18 protein-coding genes are annotated in these 21,433 nt (G+C 72.6%); 5 read left to right on the top strand and 13 right to left on the bottom strand.

The annotated features are described in order from the left end of the window. The first annotated feature begins 23 nt into the window (after positions 1-23). Both AB0J42_RS07565 and AB0J42_RS07560 read left to right on the top strand, forming a co-directional pair. Positions 24-1,256, top strand: coding sequence for a HAMP domain-containing sensor histidine kinase (locus AB0J42_RS07565; protein WP_364290018.1), 1,233 nt, complete (start codon positions 24-26; stop codon positions 1,254-1,256). A gap of 36 nt (positions 1,257-1,292) precedes the next feature. Further along, entirely contained in the window at positions 1,293-1,628 is a 336-nt protein-coding gene (locus tag AB0J42_RS07560) for a PepSY domain-containing protein (RefSeq protein ID WP_364290016.1), read from the top strand. 3 nt (positions 1,629-1,631) lie between these two features. Here AB0J42_RS07560 and AB0J42_RS07555 read toward each other — a convergent pair whose 3' ends face one another. From AB0J42_RS07555 to AB0J42_RS07535, 5 genes are all read right to left on the bottom strand, one after another. Continuing rightward, positions 1,632-2,315: an HNH endonuclease family protein gene (locus AB0J42_RS07555; protein WP_364290014.1), complete on the bottom strand. Its 684-nt coding sequence runs from the start codon at positions 2,313-2,315 to the stop codon at positions 1,632-1,634. Between the two features lie 61 nt (positions 2,316-2,376). Beyond that, the gene (locus tag AB0J42_RS07550; RefSeq protein ID WP_364290012.1) at positions 2,377-5,511 is read right to left on the bottom strand and encodes a 2Fe-2S iron-sulfur cluster-binding protein; all 3,135 of its coding nucleotides are present in this window, start codon (positions 5,509-5,511) and stop codon (positions 2,377-2,379) included. Further along, positions 5,508-5,756, bottom strand: coding sequence for a sarcosine oxidase subunit delta (locus AB0J42_RS07545; RefSeq protein WP_364290010.1), 249 nt, complete (start codon positions 5,754-5,756; stop codon positions 5,508-5,510). Before AB0J42_RS07545 ends, AB0J42_RS07550 begins: the two co-directional genes overlap by 4 nt. Next, the gene (locus tag AB0J42_RS07540; RefSeq protein WP_364290008.1) at positions 5,756-6,958 is read right to left on the bottom strand and encodes a sarcosine oxidase subunit beta family protein; all 1,203 of its coding nucleotides are present in this window, start codon (positions 6,956-6,958) and stop codon (positions 5,756-5,758) included. Before AB0J42_RS07540 ends, AB0J42_RS07545 begins: the two co-directional genes overlap by 1 nt. Further along, entirely contained in the window at positions 6,955-9,339 is a 2,385-nt protein-coding gene (locus tag AB0J42_RS07535) for an FAD-dependent oxidoreductase (protein WP_364290006.1), read from the bottom strand. The genes AB0J42_RS07540 and AB0J42_RS07535 overlap by 4 nt, the downstream gene beginning before the upstream one ends. Before the next feature lie 137 nt (positions 9,340-9,476). Between AB0J42_RS07535 and AB0J42_RS07530 the strand changes: the two genes are divergently transcribed. Continuing rightward, positions 9,477-10,088: a TetR/AcrR family transcriptional regulator gene (locus AB0J42_RS07530; protein WP_364290004.1), complete on the top strand. Its 612-nt coding sequence runs from the start codon at positions 9,477-9,479 to the stop codon at positions 10,086-10,088. A gap of 267 nt (positions 10,089-10,355) precedes the next feature. On the opposite strand, the gene AB0J42_RS07525 is transcribed toward AB0J42_RS07530, so the two are convergent. The 5 genes from AB0J42_RS07525 to AB0J42_RS07505 are packed head-to-tail and all read right to left on the bottom strand — an operon-like array spanning position 10,356 to position 15,725. Further along, entirely contained in the window at positions 10,356-12,632 is a 2,277-nt protein-coding gene (locus AB0J42_RS07525) for a tetratricopeptide repeat protein (RefSeq protein ID WP_364290002.1), read from the bottom strand. Between the two features lie 19 nt (positions 12,633-12,651). After that, positions 12,652-13,407: a hypothetical protein gene (locus AB0J42_RS07520; RefSeq protein ID WP_364290000.1), complete on the bottom strand. Its 756-nt coding sequence runs from the start codon at positions 13,405-13,407 to the stop codon at positions 12,652-12,654. A gap of 50 nt (positions 13,408-13,457) precedes the next feature. Continuing rightward, positions 13,458-14,264, bottom strand: a complete 807-nt coding sequence (gene dapF / locus AB0J42_RS07515) for a diaminopimelate epimerase (protein ID WP_364289998.1) — start codon at positions 14,262-14,264, stop codon at positions 13,458-13,460. 9 nt (positions 14,265-14,273) lie between these two features. Continuing rightward, positions 14,274-15,176 carry a tRNA (adenosine(37)-N6)-dimethylallyltransferase MiaA gene (miaA, locus tag AB0J42_RS07510; RefSeq protein ID WP_364289996.1) on the bottom strand — a complete coding sequence of 301 codons (903 nt, stop codon included), beginning with the start codon at positions 15,174-15,176 and terminating at the stop codon, positions 14,274-14,276. A 15-nt stretch (positions 15,177-15,191) separates the two neighbouring features. After that, on the bottom strand, positions 15,192-15,725 hold the full coding sequence (locus AB0J42_RS07505; protein WP_364289994.1) for a methylated-DNA--[protein]-cysteine S-methyltransferase: 534 nt from the start codon (positions 15,723-15,725) through the stop codon (positions 15,192-15,194). On the opposite strand from AB0J42_RS07505, the gene AB0J42_RS07500 reads away from it, so the two are divergent. Then, the gene (locus tag AB0J42_RS07500) at positions 15,703-16,602 is read left to right on the top strand and encodes a ribonuclease Z (RefSeq protein WP_364289992.1); all 900 of its coding nucleotides are present in this window, start codon (positions 15,703-15,705) and stop codon (positions 16,600-16,602) included. The two genes, AB0J42_RS07505 and AB0J42_RS07500, sit on opposite strands and share 23 nt — an antisense overlap. A gap of 135 nt (positions 16,603-16,737) precedes the next feature. Then, entirely contained in the window at positions 16,738-17,241 is a 504-nt protein-coding gene (locus AB0J42_RS07495; protein ID WP_364289990.1) for a hypothetical protein, read from the top strand. On the opposite strand, the gene AB0J42_RS07490 is transcribed toward AB0J42_RS07495, so the two are convergent. The 3 genes from AB0J42_RS07490 to miaB form a co-directional block, all read right to left on the bottom strand. Beyond that, the gene (locus AB0J42_RS07490) at positions 17,235-17,978 is read right to left on the bottom strand and encodes an isocitrate lyase/phosphoenolpyruvate mutase family protein (RefSeq protein WP_364289988.1); all 744 of its coding nucleotides are present in this window, start codon (positions 17,976-17,978) and stop codon (positions 17,235-17,237) included. The two genes, AB0J42_RS07495 and AB0J42_RS07490, sit on opposite strands and share 7 nt — an antisense overlap. Positions 17,979-18,308: 330 nt before the next feature. Beyond that, positions 18,309-18,881 carry a hypothetical protein gene (locus AB0J42_RS07485; RefSeq protein WP_364289986.1) on the bottom strand — a complete coding sequence of 191 codons (573 nt, stop codon included), beginning with the start codon at positions 18,879-18,881 and terminating at the stop codon, positions 18,309-18,311. 949 nt (positions 18,882-19,830) lie between these two features. Further along, positions 19,831-21,312 carry a tRNA (N6-isopentenyl adenosine(37)-C2)-methylthiotransferase MiaB gene (miaB, locus tag AB0J42_RS07480; protein WP_364289984.1) on the bottom strand — a complete coding sequence of 494 codons (1,482 nt, stop codon included), beginning with the start codon at positions 21,310-21,312 and terminating at the stop codon, positions 19,831-19,833. Positions 21,313-21,433 lie beyond the last annotated feature (121 nt).

The following is a 21,433-nucleotide window of genomic DNA, read 5'->3' as shown; positions in this document are numbered from 1 at the left end:
CCGCCTGGACGGGGAGGTGCCCGATGAGGCGCTGGCTGGCGCTGCTGGTGGCCGCCACCACGTCGCTCGTGCTGGTCGCGCTGCTGGTGCCGATGGCGGTGCTGATCCGTACGGTGGCGGAGAACGGCGCGATGAGCCGCGCGACCGCCGCCGCCGAGTCGGTGGCCGTCGCGGTCGGCACCCCGGAACTGTCGCTGGCGGTGGAGCGGGTGGAGGCGCCCGTGACGGTGTTCCTGCCCGGCGGGCGGGTGATCGGCGTGCCGGCGGAGCGCACGGACGCGGTCCGGCTGGCGGCGACCGGCCGCAGCGTCACCGCCGAGGCCGGTGACGGCCGGGAGGTGCTGGTCGCGGTGCAGTCGCCGGAGGGCACCGTGGTCGTCAGGTCGTACGTGAGCGGCGGGGAGCTGCTGCGCGGCGTCCGGGAGGCGTGGGCGGCCCTGCTCGTGCTGGGGCTGGCGCTGGTCGTGCTGGGGATCGTGCTGGCCGACCGGCTGGCCAGGGCGGTGACGGGGCCGATCGGCGGGCTGGCCCGGGTGTCGCATCGGCTGGCGGGCGGCGATCTGGAGGCGCGGGCGGAGCCGGGCGGCCCTCCGGAGGTGCGGGCGGTCGCGCTGGCACTCAACCATCTGGCGGACCGGATCGGTGACCTGCTCGCCGCCGAGCGGGAGTCGGTGGCCGACCTGTCGCACCGCCTCCGTACGCCTCTGACGGGCCTCAGGCTGGACGCGGAGTCGCTGCGCGACCCGGAGGAGGCCGCGCGCGTGGGAGCGCGCGTGGACGCGCTGGAGCGCGCCGTGAGCTCGGTCATCAGCGACGCCCGCCGCCGCTCGGCCGGGCGCGAGTCCTGCGACGCCACCGCGGTGGTGCGGGAGCGGGTGCGGTTCTGGTCGGTGCTCGCCGAGGACCAGGGCCGCGAGGTGACGGTGGAGCTGCCCGACGGCGAGCTGCCCGTCGCGGCCGGCGCCGAGTCGCTGGCGGCGGGCCTGGACGCGCTGCTGGGCAACGTGTTCGCGCACACACCCGAGGGGGCGTCCTTCTCGGTACGGCTCGCGCCCCATCCGTCGGGGGCGGTGCTCGTGGTCAGCGACACCGGGCCCGGTTTCGACCCCGCTCTGCTGGCCCGGGGCACCAGCGGCGGCGGCTCGACCGGGCTCGGCCTGGACATCGCCCGCCGCCTCGCCGAGTCCACCGGCGGCGGCATGACGGTGTCGTCCGGCGGCGGCGCGAGGGTTGAGCTGACCTTAAGGCGTCCTTAGCGCGGCATTACCGGCCTGCGGGGTTCCCTTGGTGACATGCAGATCACGAAGAGAATCCTCGTCGCCGGAGCCGCCGCCCTGACCCTCGCCGCCGGGGGCACCGCCGCCTTCGCGGCCTCCCAGGACGCCCCCGAGCGGGACGCCGCCCAGCTCTCGGCGCCCCGGGTGACCGCCCAGCAGGCCATCGAGATCGCCCTGAAGGAGGTGCCGGGCTCGTGGGTGTCGGAGGTCGACCTCGACGGCCGCGGCAAGCGTGCGGACGTCTGGGAGGTCAAGACCATCAAGGGCGACGTGGAGTACGAGCTCGACATCGACGCCACGTCGGGCAAGCTGCTCAAGCAGGAGTCCGAGCGGGTGGACGACGACGACTGACGCTCAGCACTTGTCCAGGATGCCCTCCATCGCCTCCTTCTCGGCGCGGGTGACCCAGAGCTCGTACTTCGCCTTCACCTCGACCTGACGGGCGATGTACGGGCACCAGTAGGCCCGGCGCGGCGGCAGCCAGGTCGCCGCGTCGGAGTCGCTCTTCTGGCCGTTGAGCGGGCCGTCGACGGCGAGCAGGTTGAGCGGGTCGTTGGCGAACTCCTTGCGCTTGGTGTCCGACCACTGCTGGGCGCCCTTCTGCCAGGCGTCCGAGAGCGGGATCAGGTGGTCGATCTGGACCTTGCTGCTGGTGTCCTGGCCGCGCTTGAAGTTGATCGTCTTGCCGCTGTAGGGGTCCTCGAGAACTCCGGTGAGGACGATGCAGTCGTGGGTGCCCGGCTTGAACGTCTCGTCGGTCAGGTCGCGCTTGAGGATGTCGTTGCGGGTGTCGCAGCCGTTCCGGTCGACGTCCGCCCAGGCGGGTCCGAACTTCTTGCGGTCGAACCCGGTCTTCGGCGCCCGGCCCTTGACGGCCAGCTTCTCCAGCTTGGCGCGGGCCTCCTTGACGTTGACGTCGCTCTGGGCGGAAGTGCCGCCGCCGCGCTCCACCTGCCTTTCGAGTTGCGCTTCCAGCTCCCCGCAACCGGTGAGCATCACCACGGCGGCCAAACCCGCCACGACCGCCCGAGCACGCACTGCGACTCCCAGACTCGACTATCGAAGGTCTAGGTATATCAATTTCCGCTTTGCCTGCGCTTTATCCCTCTAGTGCATCGATCAACCACTCTCCGACATAGTTCGTGTACGAAGAGCGAACGTAGACGCGATACCCGTCGCCGAACCGCTGGATGATCACCGGGGCCTTGCCGAGGAGCGTCTGGGCGTGGCCGGTGAACACGGACGGATGCAGATCGATCGGGCATCCGGTCACCAGGACGTCCAGGGCGCCGGGTCCGGTGATCTCGATCACCGTCCGCTGGCCCGACACGTCCACCCAGCCGGGCTCCGGCTCGGCCTCCCCGGTCACCAGCCACCAGTCCGGTCCCAGCCGCATCCCCGTGCCCGGGTCCTCGCCCCGTACCTCCCAGATGGGCACGAACGCCACCTCCCGCACCCGCTTGCCGCCCGCCGCCTCGAACCGCTCCGCGAAGGCCGCCCCCGGGCTCTCCGCCCTGCCGCGGATGCCGGGCGGGACGCGGACGGCGGCGTCGTCCGCCGGGTCGCCGTCGCGCCGCAGGTTGTCCGGGTCGTAGAAGACCGGTGAGACGACGCGCACGGGGGTCGCGGTGTCACCCGAGATCGCCGTCAGCCGGTCGCCGGGCCGCACGTCCCGGGCCAGCGCCAGGCCGATGGAACGGCCCAGCGCGACGCTCGGGTAGCTGGAGGTGACGTGGCCCAGCATCGGGCCGCGTTCCCCCTCGGGGACGAGCTGGGCACCCTCCTCGACGCACACCGACGGGTCCTCGGTCAGCAGGCCCACCAGCCGTTTGCGGCCGGTCCGCGCGGTGTCGGGCCGCGCGTGCGAGCGCTTGCCGACGAAGTCCGGCTTGCGCCGGGACACGATCCACGCCATGCCGAGGTCCTGCGGGGTGACCGTGCCGTCCGTCTCCTGGCCGACGATCGGGAAGCCCTTCTCGGCCCGGAGCACGTGCATGGTCTCGGTCCCGTACGGAACGGCGCCGAGGTCCAGCACCGTCTCCCAGAGCGCCCGCCCGTACGGCCACGGGACGTTCACCTCGTACGCCGGCTCGCCCGAGAAGCTGATCCTGAACACCCGGCCCGGCACGCCGAGCACGCCGGTCTCCGCGCAGCGCATGAACGCCAGGCCGAGCGCGCCGGGGGCGACGGCGGCGATCACCGTCCGCGCCCGCGGGCCGGCCACGACGACGGTGGCCCAGTGGTCGGTGACCGAGGTGAACCGGACGTCCAGGGACGGCCACTCGGTCTGGTGCCACTCCTCCAGCCAGTCGAGCACGGCGGCGGCGTTCCCGGTGGTGGTGGTCATCAGGTAGTGGCGCTCGCCCAGCCTGCTGGTGGTGCCGTCGTCGAACACCATCCCGTCGGCGGTGCACATCAGCCCGTAGCGGCAGGCGCCGACGGGGAGCGTGGAGAACACGTTGGTGTAGATCCGGTCCAGGAACGCGCCCGCGTCCGCGCCCCGGATGTCGATCTTGCCCAGGGTGGAGGCGTCCATCGCGGCCACGGCCGTGCGGGCGGCCGCGCACTCGCGCCGCACCGCCTCGGTCATGGTCTCGCCGTCCCGCGGGAAGTAGCGGGGGCGTTTCCACTGGCCGACGTCCTCGAACACCGCTCCCCTGGCGAGGTGCGCGCCGTGCATGGCGGTGGTCCTGACGGGGTCGGAGAGCGCGCCCCGGTCGCGCCCGGCCAGCGTGGCGAACGACACCGGCGTGTACGGGGGACGGAACGTGGTGGTGCCGACCTCCCCGGGCGCCGCGCCCAGCAGCTCGGACAGCACCCCGACGACCAGGGCGCCGGAGGTCTTGCCCTGATCGGCGCCGGTGCTCGCGGTGGTGAACCGTTTGACGTGCTCCACCGAGCGCATCCCGGCCCCGGTGGCCTTCGCCACGTCGGCGACGGTGACGTCCCGCTGCAGATCCACGAACGCCGTCGGATCCGGGTCCAGTTCCCCCCAGTACGCCGCGGGCGCCCTCAGCACCTCCTCATCCGACTCCGGCACCCGGAACTCGGTGAGCGACGACCGGTAGCCGTCCTCGATCGCCTGGGCGGTGCTGTAGAGGCCGCGGCAGGCGCCGACCGGGGTGACCGTCCGGGCAGGGCCGGCGGGGACGAAGGCGCGCAGGGTGTCGTCGAAGCGCAGCCTGCCCTGCGCCTGGCCGAACAGGTGCACCGCCGGGTTCCAGCCGCCCGCCACGGCCAGCAGGTCGGCCTCCACCCGCCGGTCGCCGATCAGGACGGCCGCGAGGGTGCCGTCGCCGCCGGGCACTGTGCCGGTGACTGTGCCGGTGACTGTGCCGGTGACGACCTCGCCGCCGGAGCGCGGGTCCACGACGGCGGCGATCTCCACCCCGGCCGCCGCCAGGTCGCGCGCCGCCTCGTACCCCGAATCCGCGCAGGCGTAGACGACCGCGCGGTTCCCCGGCCGCACCCCGTACCGGTTGACGTAGGTGCGCGCGGCGGCGGCGAGCATGACGCCCGGCAGGTCGTTGCCGGGGAACGGCAGCGACCGCTCGTGCGCCCCGGTGGCCAGCACGACGCGGCCCGCGCGGAAGTGCCAGAGCCGTTCACCGCGCGGGCGGCGCTCGACGGCGACGACGTAGCCGTGGTCGTAGCAGCCGATCGCGGTGGTCCTGGTGAACACCCTTACCTCGGGCAGCGCGGCCAGGCGGGACTCGGCCGAGGCGACCCAGTCGAGCGCGGGCGCGCCGTCCAGCCGGACCCGGCTGCCCAGCAGATCGCCTCCGAGCCGGGGCTGATCGTCGACCAGGATGACCCGTACGCCCGATTCCCCGGCCGCGAGCGCGGCGGCGAGCCCGGCCGGTCCGCCGCCCACGACCAGCACCTCGCAGTGCAGGTAGCCCTTGTCGCAGCGGCGCTCGTCGGGGGCGGAGGGGTCGAGGCGGCCCTTGCCGCGCAGGCTCCACGCCTCCAGGCCCGCGTGCAGTTCGACGGCGGTGGCGGGCAGCATCGGGTCGGCGCCGATCCGTACCAGCGCGTTCGGCTCCTCGGGCCCGGCGGTGAAGATGCCACGCGGCCGGCCCAGGTTCACGCTCCGCCCGGCGACGCGTACGCCCGAGGCCAGCAGCGCGGAGGCGAGCGTGTCGCCCGGATGGCCGTGGAGCGGCCGGCCGTCGAAGCGGAAGGGCAGCGTGACGGAGCGGTCGATCAGACCGCCGGACGGGAGACGGCTCATGGGGCCTTCCGGATCTCGTGGGTCACGGTGTGCCGCTCGACGGTGAACCAGGTGCGGCAGCCGAGCGCGTGGAACCAGCGCTCGCGGAACCAGCCCCTGGGGTTGTCGCGGACGAACAGGTACGCGGCCCAGTCCTCGTCGGACAGCCCGGCGGGGTTGGCGGGGTAGGCGACGCCGGCCTGCCCGCCGTAGCGGAACTCGTTCTCGTCGCGGGGCCCGCAGAACGGGCAGTCCAGGAGCATCATCAGTGGGCCACCGCCGCCGCGCCGTGCTCGTCGACGAGCGCCCCGCTGGTGAACCGGTCGAGCGCGAACGGCTCGGCCAGCGGATGGGGTTCGTCGCGGGCGATGGTGTGCGCGTAGACCCAGCCGGCGCCGGGGGTGGCCTTGAAGCCGCCGGTCCCCCAGCCCGCGTTGACGTACAGGCCGTCGACCGGGGTGCGGCCGATGATCGGGGAGGCGTCCGGGGACACGTCCACGATGCCCGCCCAGGTGCGCAGCACGCGCGCCCGGCTGAAGATCGGGAACAGCTCCAGCGCCGCCGCCATCTGCGCCTCGATCACGTGGAAGGCGCCGCGCTGCCCGTAGGAGTTGTACGGGTCGATGCCGGCGCCCATGACCAGTTCCCCCTTGTGGGCCTGGCTGACGTACACGTGCACCGCGTTCGACATGACCACGCAGCCGAGCACCGGCTCCAGCAGCTCCGACACCAGCGCCTGCAGCGGGTGCGACTGGAGCGGCAGCCGGAGCCCGGCCTTGGCGGCGAGCACGGAGGTGTGACCGGCGGCGGCGAGCGCGACCTTCCCGGCGGCGATCCGGCCGCGCGTGGTCTCGACGGCGCGGACCCGGCCGTGCGCGATCTCGAATCCGGTCACCTCGCAGCCCTGGATGAGGTCGATCCCGCAGGCGTCGGCCTTGCGGGCCAGCGCCCAGGCGACGTGGTCGTGCTTGGCGATGCCGCCGCGCCGCTGGAGCGTGCCGCCCAGGACGGGGTAGCGGGCGTTCCCGGAGACGTTGACGATGGGGCAGAACTCGGCGACCTCGGCGGCGTCGAGCCATTCGGCGTCCACGCCGTTGAGCCGGTTGGCGTTCACCCGCCGCCTGCCCTCGCGCACGTCGCCGAGGGTGTGCGCGAGGTTGAGCACGCCGCGCTGGCTGAACTGCAGGTCGTAGCCGAGCTCGTCGCTCAGCCCCTCCCACAGTTTGAGCGAGTGCTCGTAGAGGGCGGCGCTCTCGTCCCACAGGTAGTTGGAGCGGATGATCGTGGTGTTGCGCGCCATGTTGCCGCCGGCGAGCCAGCCCATCTCCAGGACGGCCACGTCCGTGATGCCGTGGTCGCGGGCCAGGTAGTGGGCGGTGGCCAGGCCGTGGCCGCCGCCGCCGACGATGACGACGTCGTAGGCGGGTTTCGGGTCGGGGTCGCGCCAGAGGAAGTCGGGGTGGGTCACCGTCGGATCTTCTCCATCTCCGGGTCGAAGAGCGGTTCGGCGGCGACCTCGGCGGGGACGCGCCGCCCGAAGTAGGCGACGTCCACGCGGGTGCCGGGCTCGGCCAGCTCCGCGGGCAGCCAGGCGTAGGCGATGGGCCGCCGGATCGTGTGGCCGTAGGCGGCGCTGGTGACGTACCCGACGGTGCGTCCCTCGTACCGGACCGGTTCCTGGCCCATGACGACCGCGGCGGTGAGCAGCGGCGCCAGCTTGCGCGTGACGTCCGGGGAGAGCGCGTCGCGGCCGATGAAGTCCTTGCCCGGCTTGACCGCGAACCCCAGCCCGGCCTCGTACGGGTCGTGCTCCGGCGTCATGTCGGCGCCCCACATGCGGTAGCCCTTCTCCAGCCGGAGGCTGTTGAACGCGGCCCTGCCCGCCGCGATCGGCAGGCCGGTCGCCCAGAGCATGTCCCACAGCTTCAGGCCGAGGTCGGCGGTGGTGTAGAGCTCCCAGCCCAGCTCGCCGACGTACGAGACGCGCATCGCGAGCACCGGCACCTGGCCGACGTGTCCGGTCTTGCACGTGAAGTACCGGAAGCCGGTGTGGGATAAGTCCATGTCGGTGAGCGGCTGCACCAGCTCCCTGGCGCGCGGCCCCCACACGCCCACGCAGCAGGTGCCGGGCGTGATGTCGCGCACGTACACGCCGCCGGGCGCGTGCCGGGAGATCCAGTCGAGGTCCAGGTTGCCGTTCGCACCGATCTGGAACCGGTCCTCCTCGATCCTGGCCACGGTGAGGTCGGAGCGGATGCCTCCCCTGGTGTCGAGCATGAGCGTGTACGTGACGGAACCGGGCTTCTTGTCCACGTCGTTGGTGGTCAGGCGTTGCAGGAACGCCGCCGCCTTCGCGCCGCCCACCTCGATCCGCTTGAGCGGGGTCATGTCGTAGAGCGCCACGGCCTCGCGGGTGGCGTGCGACTCGGCCGCGGCGATGGGCGACCAGTAGCGGCTCGCCCAGGCGTCCCGCGCCTCCTCCGCTTGTACGAGGTCGTCCAGGAGCGGCCGGTTGGCCTCGAACCAGTGCGGCCGTTCCCAACCGGCTCCCTCCAGGAAGAAGGCGCCCAGCTCGCGCTGGCGGGAGTAGAAGGGGCTGGTCCGCATCGGCCGGGGCGACTCCATCGGCTGCAGCGGATGGACGACGTCGTACACCTCGACGAAGTTCTGCGCCCCGCGCTCGGCGATGAACGCCGGGGAGAGCTGGACCGGCTCGAACCGGCTCAGCTCGCACTCGTGCAGATCGATCGGGGACGCGCCGTCGACCAGCAGCTCGGCCAGCGCCTTGGCGACCCCGGCCGAGTGCGTCACCCAGACGGCCTCGGCCAGCCAGAACCCGTCCAGGTGCGGCGCCTCCCCGATCAGCGGGAAGCCGTCGGGGGTGAAGGAGAAGACGCCGTTGATGCCGTCGCCGTACTTGGTCTCGGCCAGCGGCGGCAGCAGCTCGCAGGCGTCCCGCCAGGCGGGGTCGAAGTCCTCCTCGGTGAAGGTTTGGACCGACGGCATCGTGGTGGCTTTCCGGGCGATCTCGTGCTGGGCGACGGGCATCGGGCTGTGCGCGTACGAGCCGACGCCAATCCGGTCGCCGTGGTGGCGGAAGTACAGGTCGCGGTCCTGGTGGCGGAGGATCGGCCCGGTCCCGCGGCTGCCCGGCACCGGCCCGGATCTCGCGTACTGATGGGCCAGCGGCAGGAGCGGCACGGTCAGCCCGGCCATCGCCCCGATCGACGGCCCCCAGAACCCCGCCGCGCAGACCACCACCTCCGCCTTGATCACCCGGTAGCGGTCACCGTCCTCGACGGCGACGCCGGTCACCCGGCCGCCGTGCTGCTCGATGCCGACCACGGTGTGCCCGCCGAGGAACCGCGCGCCGCGCCCGGCCGCCCGCCGCGCCTGCGTCTCGCAGCAGCGGACGGCGTCGGCCAGCCCGTCTGACGGCACATGAAAACCGCCGAGCACCTGGCCCGGATCGAGCAGCGGCCACAGCTCGGCGCAGGCGGCGGGATCGATCAGCCGGCCCTCGACGCCCCAGGACTCGGCCCAGCCGTGCTTGCGGTGCAGGTCCTGCCAGCGCTCCTCGGTGGTCGCCACCTCCAGGCCGCCGACCTGGTCGAAGCAGCCCAGCTCGGTGTACTTCCGCACGGTGTACGAGGCGAACGCGGTCATGGTCTTGGACGGGTTCGTCTGGAAGACCAGGCCCGGGGCGTGGGAGCTGGAGCCGCCGGTGGCGGGGAGCGGCCCCCGGTCCACGACCGTGACGTCGGTCCAGCCCCGTGCCGTCAGCTCGTCGGCCAGGGCACAGCCCACGATGCCGGCTCCTATGATCACCAATCGAGGCCGGCTCGTCATGGGCCCTCCGGTTGTTCCTTAATGCGCAACACAACACCGGACTACGCAACGAACATAAGGCCCAGCGATCCCAGCGACAAGAGCGGGGTTTCTGCTTCGAAGACGGATCGTCTCGTCTCGTTGCTAGGATCGGCGCCATGCAGCGCAGAACCACACCCGGCTCGAGCCGCCGCAGCGAAGCCTCCCGCCGCGCCATCCTCACGGCCGCCTTCGAACTGGCCGGCGAGGTGGGCTACGCCAAGCTCAGCATCGAGGGCATCGCCGCCCGCGCCGGCGTCGGCAAGCAGACCATCTACCGATGGTGGCCCTCCAAGGGCGCGGTGCTCTTCGACGCGATCCTGAGCCTGTCGGAGGGCCCCGAAGGTTCGGCGCTGCCCGACACCGACGACCTCGAAGCCGACCTCAAGGCGGTGCTCCGGGCCACCGTCGACGAGCTCGCCGACCCGCGCTTCGACCGCCCGCTCCGCGCACTCGCCATCGAGATCACCCAGGACCCCAAGCTCGCCGCCCTCTACGCCGAGCGCCTCGACGGTCCGATGCAGGAACTCAAGAAGGCCCGCCTCCGCGCCGCCCAGAAAGCCGGGCAACTCCCCGGCGACCTGGACCTGGACGTGGCGGTCGACCTGATCTGGAGCCCACTGCTCGGCCGCTGGCTGTACCGCTCGGGCCCCCTCACCCACGCCTACGCCGACGCCGTCGTGGAAACGGCCCTACGCGGCCTCCGCCACAACACCGAACCCGCAAGCTGACCACCCCGCCCTGAGAGCCAGAACGCGGCGATCGTCTCTCGCCTCCCCGCCAGCTGGGCAGAGTGGCCGGTCGGGCGGGCGAGCGGGCGGTCGGTGTCCGGCCGCGCCTACCACCGCCGCGTTGAGCCCACGGGCGCAGACCTGCACGATCTGCGCCCGCGTGGCCAAACCCCGCGCGGTCGAGCGACGACCGGCCCATCCCCCGCTAACGTCGCCCGCTCGACCTGGCTGAGTACGAGCGGTTCCAGTCTTTTGTCGACCAGTTCGTTAGAGGCCGTACTCCTTGACGATGCGCTCGTGCCGCTCGACCTCGACGCCGACCTCGCGGGCCAGGTCGAGCCAGGCCAGCGGGTGCGACCAGCGCTCGGTGGCGTCGTCGAGCAGGGCGTCGACCTCGACGGCCGTGACGCCGGGCGGCACCGCGACCCAGCCGAACACGCCGGGGATCTGCTCGCCGGTCGTCGGGTGGGTGACCTGGTAGTTCTCGTCGCTGTAGACCCACATGGGCCAGCCGCGCTCGGCCATGACCTCGGTGAACTCGGTCCAGTCGGCCTCGCTCGGCGCGGCGCCGTCGAAGAAGTAGCTGGTGTAGCCGCCGGGCCGCAGGATGCTCACGGCCGCGAAGGGCGGCACGAAGTTCTTCTGCTCCTCGGGGTCCTCGGGCAGCGGCTCCAGCAGCTGCGGGTCGAAGACGACGAGGTCGCCCGCGTTGTACTCCATGCCGCGCGGCTGCGGCAGCGCCAGCCGGGCGGTGGCGGGGCCGGTGCGGATGGACAGGACCTGGCGGCGGCCGCCGTCGGGGGCGGGGAGGATGACCCGGATGAGGCCCATCTCCTCCTCGATCGGCCCTTCCTTGGACTTGATCGGCATGCCGATCTTGGCGGCGCCCTTGCGGACGGTCGCCCAGTCTTCGGCGGCGGTGGCCATGACGATCATGCGCCAGGTGTCTTCGTCGGTGAGCTCGTCGAGGACTTCGAGCAGCGCCTGGGCGCCCTTGGCGTTCTGGTCGAGCTGCTGGGCGGCGGTGGCGACGATGCGCCGGGCGTCGACCCCGGCACCGGCGGCGACGGCGTGCTCGGCGTTGTCGAGGGCTTCGGGCCAGCGCTCGCGGGCGGTGTGGAGGCGGGCCAGCGTGAGGTGCTTGGTGGCGTGCGGCAGCATGCCGGCCATCTGCTCCAGCCGCTCGTCCTGCCGGGCCTCGATGAGGAGCGTGGTGAGGTAGCCGATGTCGTCGGCGTCGGCGGTGGCGATGTCGCCGGTGTCGACGAGCATCTTCCAGTAGATGTCGGCGCCGGCGCTGGGGTAGCCCAGGAAGCCGAGCGTGGTGGTGTGGCGGCGGGTGGCCTCGATGTCCTTGCCGGACAGCGGGGCTAGCCAGCCGATCCAGCGCTCGGGGTCGGCGTTGTAGCCGTCGGCGGCGTCGAAGTAGCCGACGCGCTCCTCCAGGGGGCCGGGCGCCTCGGGCTCGGCGGTCGCCTCGGCGGCGGCCCGCAGCGCGGCGACGCGCTCGGCCACGCCGGTGTCGTCGCGCAGCTCGGCGGCGGCGGACTCGGCCAGGTCGGCCAGCGCCTTGGCCTGCCAGACGCCCTGCCGGGCGACGGCCAGGTCGCCCGCCACCAGGGCGAGCTCGACGCGGGCGCGGTAGCCGCCCATCATGCCGAAGTAGTCGATCCACTGGCGCAGCACCCGGCCGAGCTGCCAGGTGTTGGTGATCTGGGCGGAGCCGGACAGCTTGGAGACGGCCTGCGCCCACTCCACGAACACCCGCGGGTGCTCGCCGACCACGTCGAGGTCGGGCAGCGCGTCGACGGCCTCGTTCAGGCGGTCGAGCGTGGCCAGGATGAGGGCGCGGCGCACGCCGTCGCGGTGCTCCTTGGCGACCGGGTCGTCGGCCTGGAAGCCGGTGGCGGCCTGCAGCGCCTTGAGCGCGTCCTCGGCGCGGCCCGCGGCCAGGAGCGCGCGGGCGCTCTCGGCGCCGAGCTCCCAGCTCGCCTCGCGGCCCGCGGCCTGCAGCCGCTCGGCGGCGGACTTGGCGTAGGTGAGGGCCTCTTCGGTGCGGTCGGCGTCGATCAGCGCGGAGACGTACTGGGTGACCAGGCCGCTGTAGGCGGGCCCGGACGGGTCGGCCTGCTCGATGGCCGGGGCCAGCAGCTCCAGCCGCTGGGCCGCGTAGCCGGGGCCGTCGGCGTTGGCCCAGGTGAGGGCGAGCGCCTCGACGGCGGCCGGGGTGGCCGGGCAGTCGCGGACGTCTTCGCGCTGGGCGAACTCGAGGAGCGACTCGGCGTCCTCGATCGCGACCGCGCCCTGGGCGCGGTCGCCGATGCGGCCGACGAGGTGCCAGTAGCGGGCGTAGAACTCCAGCCAGGGCTGCTCCAGGGTTTCCGCCTGCTGGGCGATGGCCGGGGCCATCACGTCGAGCTGCGGGTATCGCCCTTCGTAGGCCTGCGCGGGCAGGTCTCCCAGAGCCATGGCGAGGCCCACGTTGCCCGCCTCGGAAAGCTGCTGCTGGGTTTCGCCGACCCACGCCCAGATGTCCACGTCCATGGGCAGTCAGTCTGCCAGGTCAATGGGCGTCCCCCAAACGCAGAAGCCCAATGAGCTCGTCCGATTCGTCGCTATTTAGCACGGAAAATACCTGTGCCATCAGATCGTCCGTGACCTCTTCCGCAGCCGCCCGGCGTGCGACAACGCCGGAATCCGGCCGCGGATACGGTTCAGGCCACTCGAAGAACTTCGCGATCATCTCGCCGCTCCGCGGGCCGAAGGGCGTGCCCTCGTGATCGGCGGCCAGCGTGGCCTCCAGCGGGCTCAGCCCGGCCGCGAGCACCGCGCCGGTGTGCAGCCCTCCGCGCAGCTCGCGTACGACGTGCATGAGCTGGACGGCCCGCGCGGGCGGGTCACCGGCCAGCGGCACGGCCCGCCACCCGGCGAAGAGCGGCGCCCCCACGGGCGAGGCCGCGGCGACGACCTTCTCCAGCAGCTCGGCGATCCTCGCGCAGCCGTCGTGGCCGCCGAGCTTGCGCCGGCCCCACTCCTGGCACACCCGCGCGTACAGCTCGACGGCCTGCTCGACGGGCAGCTTCCGCCCGCCCTCCCAGCTCTCCCTGACGTGCCCGGCCGGGAAGAACGCGGCCACCGAGGTCACCACGTCGGCGTCGCACTCGCCGAGCACCCCGCAGCGCCCGCGGAAATAGAACTCCCGGGGCCCCAGGCCGTACTCGTCGCAGACGGCCTTGGCCTCGCGGGAGATCATGAAGCCGCCGCCGTAGAGCCCGATGGGCGCCTTGGTCTGGACGGCGGTGGTGCGCGGGTCTGCCATGTCCACCCCTCTCGGTTCGGGAAGCAGACCCAGCATCGCCTAGGAGAACATCATTCTGCAAGCATGAGCTCGCCCGAGGCCACGATGACCGCCGGGCCGCGCAGGTAGCTGGTGTCGGAGTCGAGCACGACGGTGAGCGTGCCGCCCGGCACCTCGATCGTCCACGTGCCGGTGGTCTCGCCGGACAGCGAGGCGGCCGCGACCGCGGTGGCGACCGCGCCGGTGCCGCAGGAACGGGTCTCGCCGGAACCGCGCTCGAAGACCCGCATCACGGCCCGGCTGGTGCCGACCGCGTTGAACAGCTCGATGTTGACCCCCGTGGGGAACACCGCCGGGTCGAAGGTCGGCTGGTGGGTGAGGTCGAGCTGGACCACCGGGTCGCCGATCGAGCACGCCAGGTGCGGGTTGCCCAGGTCGACGCGGACGCCCTCGTACTCGTGACCGCCCACCGTGGTGACGCTGGTGCCGAGCACCACGGGCTTGCCCATCTCGATCGTGATCTCGCCGTCGGGCTCCATCCGGACCCGCCGGGTGCCGCCCCGGGTGGCGATGGCGAACTCTCCGGACCCCACCAGCCCCGCGTCGACCAGGTAGCGGGCGAAGACGCGGGAGCCGTTGCCGCACATCTCCGCCATGCCGCCGTCGGCGTTGCGGTAGTCCATGAACCATTCGGCCTGCTGGTCTGCCACCTCGGGCACCAGCTTGGTGGGCACCACGCGGAGCACACCGTCGGCCCCGATGCCGGTCCGCCTTTCGCAGATCCGGGCGACCAGGGAGGCGGGAAGGTCGAGCTCGCCATCCGGGTCGGGAAGGATGACGAAGTCGTTCTCGGTACCGTGCCCCTTGAGAAAGCGCATTACCCCATTTTATCCGGACGCCTGTCCGGCTATGAGCGCGAGGGATCTGTCAAGCAGCCGGGGGTCGTCGTACGGCAGCCACCGGACCCGCGGATCGCGCCGGAACCACGACTCCTGCCGCCGGGCGAACCGCCGGGTCGCCCGCACCGTCTCCGCGAACGCCTGCTCCTCCGTCCACTCCCCCTGCAAATAGCGGATCACCTGCGCGTACCCGAGCGCCCGCCCCGCGGTGCGGCCCTCGGCCAGGCCCCGCCCGAGCAGCTCCCGCACCTCGTCGACCAGCCCCGCCGCCCACATCCGCCCGACCCTGGTCTCGATCCGCTCGTCCAGCACCGGCCTGGGCACCTCCAGCCCGATCTGCACGCTCGGGTAGACCGCCTCGTAGGACGGCATGGTCGCCGAGAACGGCCGGCCGGAGTGCTCGATCACCTCCAGCGCCCGCACGATGCGCCGCCCGTTGCTGGGCAGGATCGCCTCGGCGGCGGCCGGGTCGAGCTCGCGCAGCCGCTCGTACAGCGGGCCGGGGCCGCGCTCGGCCAGCTCCGCCTCCAGGCGGGCCCTGATCTCGGGATCGGTGCCGGGGAACTCCAGATCGTCGATGGCCGCCCGGACGTAGAGCCCGCTCCCGCCCACCAGCACCGGCACGTCGATCGCCTCGATCAGCGGCCTGACCAGCTTCTGGTACTCGGCGACGCTGGCCGTCACCGTCACGTCCCAGATGTCGAGCAGGTGATGGGGCACCCCGCGCCGCTCGGCCTCGGTCAGCTTGGCGGTGCCGATGTCCATGCCCCGGTAGAGCTGCATGGAGTCGGCGTTGATGCACTCCCCGCCCAGCCGCAGCGCGATGTCGACGGCGAGGTCGGACTTACCGGCCGCGGTGGGCCCCACGACGGCGATGACTGGATGACGCACGCCTACCAGTGTCGGCTACAGATCGAGCAGTGTGGGCTGGAGGTAGCCCTCGTGGGTCAGGAGCCAGCGCTTGGTCTCGACTCCGGTGCCGCCGCTGAAGCCGCCCAGCCCGTTGCCCGCGACCACCCGGTGGCACGGGATGACGATCGGCGTCGGGTTGGATCCCATGATCGAGCCGATCGCGCGCGCGGGCACGCCGGTGCCGCTCAGCTCCGCCAGCTCGCCGTAGGTCACCGCGCTTCCGTACGGGACCTCGTACAGCGCCCGCAGGACCTCGCGCCGCACGCCCGAGGTGAGCCGCCAGTCGAGCGGCGTGGTGAACCGGCGCAGGCGGCCGGCGAAGTAGGAGAGCAACTCCTCGGCCGCGAAGGCCGTACGATCCGGGTCATGGACCTCAGGCAGGCCGAGGCGGTCACGGATCCGCTCCCGGGTTCCCCAGCCCGACGCGACCAGCCCGTCCTCGGTGACGGCCAGCACGAAGCGCCCGACCGGCGTCGGCACGTCGGCGAAGGCGACGGTGGTCATCGTGTCGTCGCGTGAGCTCGTCATCCTCGGCACCTCCAGTGCGGTCCCTACCCGCCACCGTAACCACAACGGCTACCTGCTGCGCTGGGACGGCCAGGGCTTCCTGTTCGACCCGGGCGAGGGGACGCAGCGGCAGATGCTGCACGCCGGGGTGAGCGCCACCGACGTGCACTGGATCTGCGTGACGCACTTCCACGGCGACCACTGCCTGGGCGTGCCCGGCGTCGTCCAGCGCATCGCGCGCGACAAGGTGCGCCACCCGGTGCGGGCGGTCTTCCCGGCCTCCGGCAAGGAGTACTGGCGCAGGCTGCGGCACGCCTCCGTCTTCGCCGACACCGGCGTCATCGAGGAGCATCCGGTCTCCGGGCCGCTGGACTCGGCGGGGCCGCTGATCGCCCGCCGCCTGTCCCATCCAGTCGAGTCGTACGGGTACCGCGTCCAGGAGCCGCCGGGCGTGCGGATGCTGCCGGAGCGGCTGGCCGCGCACGGCATCCGCGGGCCCGAGGTGAGCGAGTTGCAGCGCACCGGCTCGGTGCGCGGGGTGACGCTGGCCGAGTGCAGCGTGCCGCGGCCGGGCCAGAGCATGGCGTTCGTCATGGACACCCGGCTCTGCGACGCGGTGTTCACGCTGGCGGACGGGGTCGATCTGCTGGTCATCGAGGCCACGTTCCTGTCGGGCGAGCAGGCGCTGGCCACCGAGTACGGGCATCTCACCGCGTTCGAGGCGGGGCGGGTGGCGGCCGAGGCGGGGGTGCGGCGGCTGGTGCTCACGCACTTCTCCGAGCGCTACAAGCTGGCGCACGAGCCTGCTTTCCTGGAAGAGGTGCGGCGCAGCTACGACGGGGAGGTGTTCCTGGCGCGCGACCTGATGCGCGTCCCCGTGCCGCGCCGCCGCCGCTGACGACGGGAGGCCTCGCGTGACCCACCCCGGCGCGTTCCTGTACGCGGGCATGCTGACCACCCCCGAGGCTCTGCTGCGGGTGGAGGAGATCTCGCGCTGGGAGGAGTACGGCGCGGGCCCGCACGAGATCGGCCGGTGGACGAGGCCGAGGAGCGCGCCGCCGCCCTCCCGTCCTCGCGCCGGGCGGCGGTCATGGAGGCGGCGGAGCGGTTTCTCGCCGACCGGGTGCGTCCCTTCGAGCGCGACCGGGCCGCGTGCCTGGCGTACGCGGTGCTGCTGGAGCTGGGCGAGGTCTCGTACGAGACACAAGAGGTCGACGGGCGGACCTGGCTCACCCCGCTGCAGCAGGAGATCCACGACTCGCAGATGGCCGGTGCCCGACCGGTGCCGCACCTGCGGTTCGAAGGCGAGCGCGGGCCGGTGGGGTACGTCTACCGGGCGGGCGGGCAGTGGGTGCTGGACTTCGGCGAGAGCCCCGAGGGCCGCGAGATCGCCGCCGCCGTCCGCCACTGGCGGGACGTCGTGCCGCGTGTCCGGTACGACGCGGTCCCCGGCGATCCGGTCGAGTGGCTGCGTGGCCTGGCCGCGGCCTTGACGGGACGTCACCAGGCACAGCTGGTCGTGGAGGAAGGTCAGTAAGGGCTGCGGCCCCCGGCGACGGCGTTGATCATCTGGACGGCGTACCCGTGCGCCGCCTCGTGCAGGCCGTGGCCGTAGCTGACCCGGGCGACGCCCAGCTCCGCCAGCCTGGCGAGGCTCGGGGTGCCCGGCGTGAACAGGATGTTGACCGGGCCGCCCGTCTCGTCCACGAGCGCGCCGATCTCGGCCTCGTCCGACAGCGCGATCGGGTAGACGCAGTCGGCGCCCGCCTCCAGGTAGCGCCGGGCGCGCGCGACCGCGTCGGCCCGTCCGCCGCCGTCCTTGGCGATGTAGGTGTCGATCCTGGCGTTGATGACCAGCTCCGGGCCCGCCGCGGCCCGCACGGCCGCCAGGAACGCGGCCTGCTCGGCGGGGTCGATCATTTCCTGCGTACGGGGATCGGAGTCCTCCAGGTTGCAGCCCACGGCGCCGGTGGCGAGCAACCGCTCGGCCAGCTCGGCCGGGTCCAGTCCGTAGCCGCGCTCCAGGTCGGCCGTCACCGGCACGTCCACCACCCGGACGACCCGGGACACCGCGGCCAGCATCTCGGCCACCGGCGTCTGCTCGCCGTCCTCGTATCCCAGCACCCGCGCCATCGCGGCGCTCCCGGTCGCCACCGCCGGGAAGCCCGCCTCCCGCACGGCCCGCGCGGACGCGGCGTCCCACGCGTTCGGCAGGATCAACGGCTTACCCGGCACGTGCAGGGCACGCAGTGCCGCCGCCTTGTCAATGGTCATGGCCTGAACCCTACGGAGGCGGTGGCCGGTGGCAGTAGGTCCAGTGCCCGCGATAACCGGTGAGCCACTTCGGCTCTGCGGAGACGCCGGGCGCGGCCGGAGGGTGAACGGCCGCGCCCCGCGCCCCGGGGGATTGCGCGGAAGCTGCCGGAGAGCGTGTCCCGCGTGTCGGGTTGCGGGGGAGGCCGCCCGGAGGGTGGACGGCCAGGCCCCGCGTTTTTCGCTGCGCGAGAAGCCGCCCGGAGGGTGGACGGCCGTGCCCCGCGTCTTTCGCTGCGCGAGAAGCCGCCCGGAGGGTGGACGGGGGCGTCCCGCGCGGTCAGGGTCGCGTCAGCAGCCGCTCTTGGCGCACTGGCCGTTGACCACGCCGGCGGGGCCGTCCGCCGGGTTGTCGCCTTCCTCGGCGGGCGGGGGCTTGGCCGCGGTCGTGGGCTTCTTGCCGCCGTCGTTCTGCTGGTTGGCGTCCTTGCTCGCGGTGTTCTTGTCGGACGAGCCGGTGCGGGCGGTACCGGTGTTCCCCGTGTTGCCGGTGTTCCCGGTGTTGCCCGTGTTGGCGGAGGTGTCGCCCGCGGCGACGTCGCCCATCTCGGCGGCGTCCTCCTCGGGCAGGTCCGCGTCGGCGTCGCCCATGGTGGCCTCGTCGGCGGCGTCGTCCTGCAGCGGCTCGCCTTCCTCGCCGGCGTCCTGCCCGGGGCCCGCCTGCTGGCTCTGCTGGGCGGGCGTGCCCGTGTCGGACCCGGCGGTCAGCACGTAGCCGGCGCCGCCCACGGCCAGCGCCGCCACGAGCGCGGACGCGGCGATGACGGCGATCTTCTTCTTGTCGCTCGGTTTACTCCTGGCCCGGCGCCTCTGGCCTGGCCCGTCGAGGATCTCGTAACGATCCGGCTCGGTCGGATCATGCATGGTGCTACAGCTCCCTGCGGTCGTATCGGGAAAGCTCTCCGGCTTCCGCGGGCGATGGACCACACTAGCCGCAACAACGGAATGCTCGCCCAACAATCACAAAGGAATCACGACTTGTCCCCCCAAAGTCCCCTTCGCCCAGGTAGTCGCCGCCCTCTGGGAGCCGCCGCCGCGGCCACCGCCGTCCTCGCCGTCGCCGGGGCGGGAATTCTCCTGGCGTTCACCGGCCCGCGAATGCACACGCGGGAAAGCGCACCGGAAATCGATCAGGAAAGACCGCTTTTCGATCAATCATCCAGTACGGAAACCCCCAGGTGGGCCTCCATCCCCTCGCCTCACCCGACTACTCCAGCACCTCACGTCACATACGTCACTCCCTGGTCCCGCCCACTCCCGCCACCGGGCCGCACCTCCACCCCGCGGCCACCCGTGCGAGACGCGACCCCAAGACAGCAGCCCGGCACCCCGGAAGGGCCCCGAAGGCAACCGCAGAACCGGCACAGGGCGCAACCCGGCTCACCAGACCGGCCGGGGACGCGGCCCAGCACCTCGAACCGCCGCAAGCCCCAGGACCAAACCCGCGCGAACCCCTCCGAACGCCGGGAACGTTCCAGACAGCCAGACGAACCCGCGCGAACCGGCGAGGCGAACAAGCCCGTCACTCGTACCGAAGCCCCGTCACCGGCACCGCAACCAGCGGCACCCCCGGACTTCCCCGGCCCGGACCCCTGCGCGACCTTCCACGACTTCCGCCGCCCCGCCTGCTATGAAGCCCTCAAGCGCCTCGGCATGTGACCGTCATTTTCGTACGCGAAACAAGCAGGGGAAGGCAGCGCAGGACACCCCAGCGTCGGCTGGGCACCGTGAACCGTACGCTCACGCCGTAGACCGTACGCACGCGCCGCAGGCTGTCCGCGCGCGCCGTAGACCGTACGCGCGACCCTATGAGTCAGTGCGCGGAACAGCCCTGTGCGGGCGCCGGCGCCGGGCGGCCCACCGTCGGCATGCCGAGCATGACCCCAGGCGTCCGGGGAGAAACCCGCGCCTCCCAGGCGTCGCCCGCGCGGGTGCGGCGGAGCGCGCGGGTCGGCCCGTCCGCCACCAGGTGGTGCGGGGCCGCGTACGTGACCTCGACCGTGACCATGTCACCCGGGCGGGGCGTCTCGTCGCCGACCGCGAAGTGGACCAGCCGGTTGTCGGGGGCGCGGCCGGACATCCGGCGGGTGGCGTCGTCCTTGCGGCCCTCGCCCTCGGCGACCAGGATCTCCAGCGTGCGGCCGACCTGCTTCTTGTTCTCCTCCCAGGAGATCTCGTCCTGGAGGGCGACCAGCCGCTCGTAGCGCTCCTGGACGACTTCCTTGGGGATCTGGTCCGGCATGGTGGCGGCGGGGGTGCCCGGCCTGATCGAGTACTGGAAGGTGTAGGCGTTGGCGAACCGGCTCGCCCGTACGACGTCGAGGGTCGCCTGGAAGTCCTCCTCCGTCTCGCCGGGGAAGCCGACGATGATGTCGGTGGAGATGGCCGCGTCGGGCATGGCGGCGCGGACCCGCTCGATGATGCCGAGGTAGCGCTCGGCGCGGTAGGAGCGGCGCATCGCCTTGAGCACCCGGTCGGAGCCCGACTGGAGCGGCATGTGGAGCTGGTGCATGACGTTGGGCGTCTCGGCCATGGCGGCGATGACGTCGTCGGTGAACGCGGCCGGGTGCGGCGAGGTGAACCGGACCCGCTCCAGCCCGTCGATGTCGCCGCAGGCGCGCAGCAGCTTGCCGAAGGCCAGCCGGTCGCCGAACTCGACCCCGTAGGTGTTGACGTTCTGGCCGAGCAGGGTGACCTCCAGGACGCCCTGCTCGACGAGGGTGCGGACCTCGGCGAGGACGTCGCCGGGCCGGCGGTCCTTCTCCTTGCCGCGCAGCGACGGCACGATGCAGAAGGTGCAGGTGTTGTTGCAGCCGACGGAGATGGCCACCCAGGCGGCGTAGGCGGACTCGCGCCGGGTGGGGAGCGTGGAGGGGAAGACCTCCAGCGACTCCTTCAGCTCGACCTGCGCCTCGCCCTCGATGCGGGCGCGCTCCAGCAGCACCGGCAGGGAGCCGATGTTGTGGGTGCCGAACACGACGTCGACCCAGGGCGCCTTGCGGACGATCTCGCCCTGGTCCTTCTGCGCGAGGCAGCCGCCGACGGCGATCTGCATGCGCGGGTTGCGGACCTTGGCGGGCCGCAGGTGGCCGAGGTTGCCGTAGAGGCGGTTGTCGGCGTTCTCGCGGACGGCACAGGTGTTGAAGACCACCACGTCGGGGGTCTCGCCGCCGGCCACGGGCACGTAGCCGGCGTCTTCCAGCAGGCCGGACAGCCGCTCGGAGTCGTGCACGTTCATCTGGCACCCGTACGTGCGGACCTCGTACGTGCGGGGGCTCTCCTGGGTCACAGTCATGGCACTGACAAGGGTAGTCGCCCCGTGCGCCGCCGAGACCGTACGCTTTCCAAAAGGCCAGCTTGACAGCGTGATGTGATCGGATCGGTACCGCGCAGATAGTGACCCGCGCCCTTCGTGC

Origin of the sequence: Nonomuraea sp. NPDC049649, from assembly GCF_040675175.1 — a bacterium.
GTDB lineage: Bacteria > Actinomycetota > Actinomycetes > Streptosporangiales > Streptosporangiaceae > Nonomuraea.
This window is presented reverse-complemented; position numbering and strand designations above follow the sequence as displayed.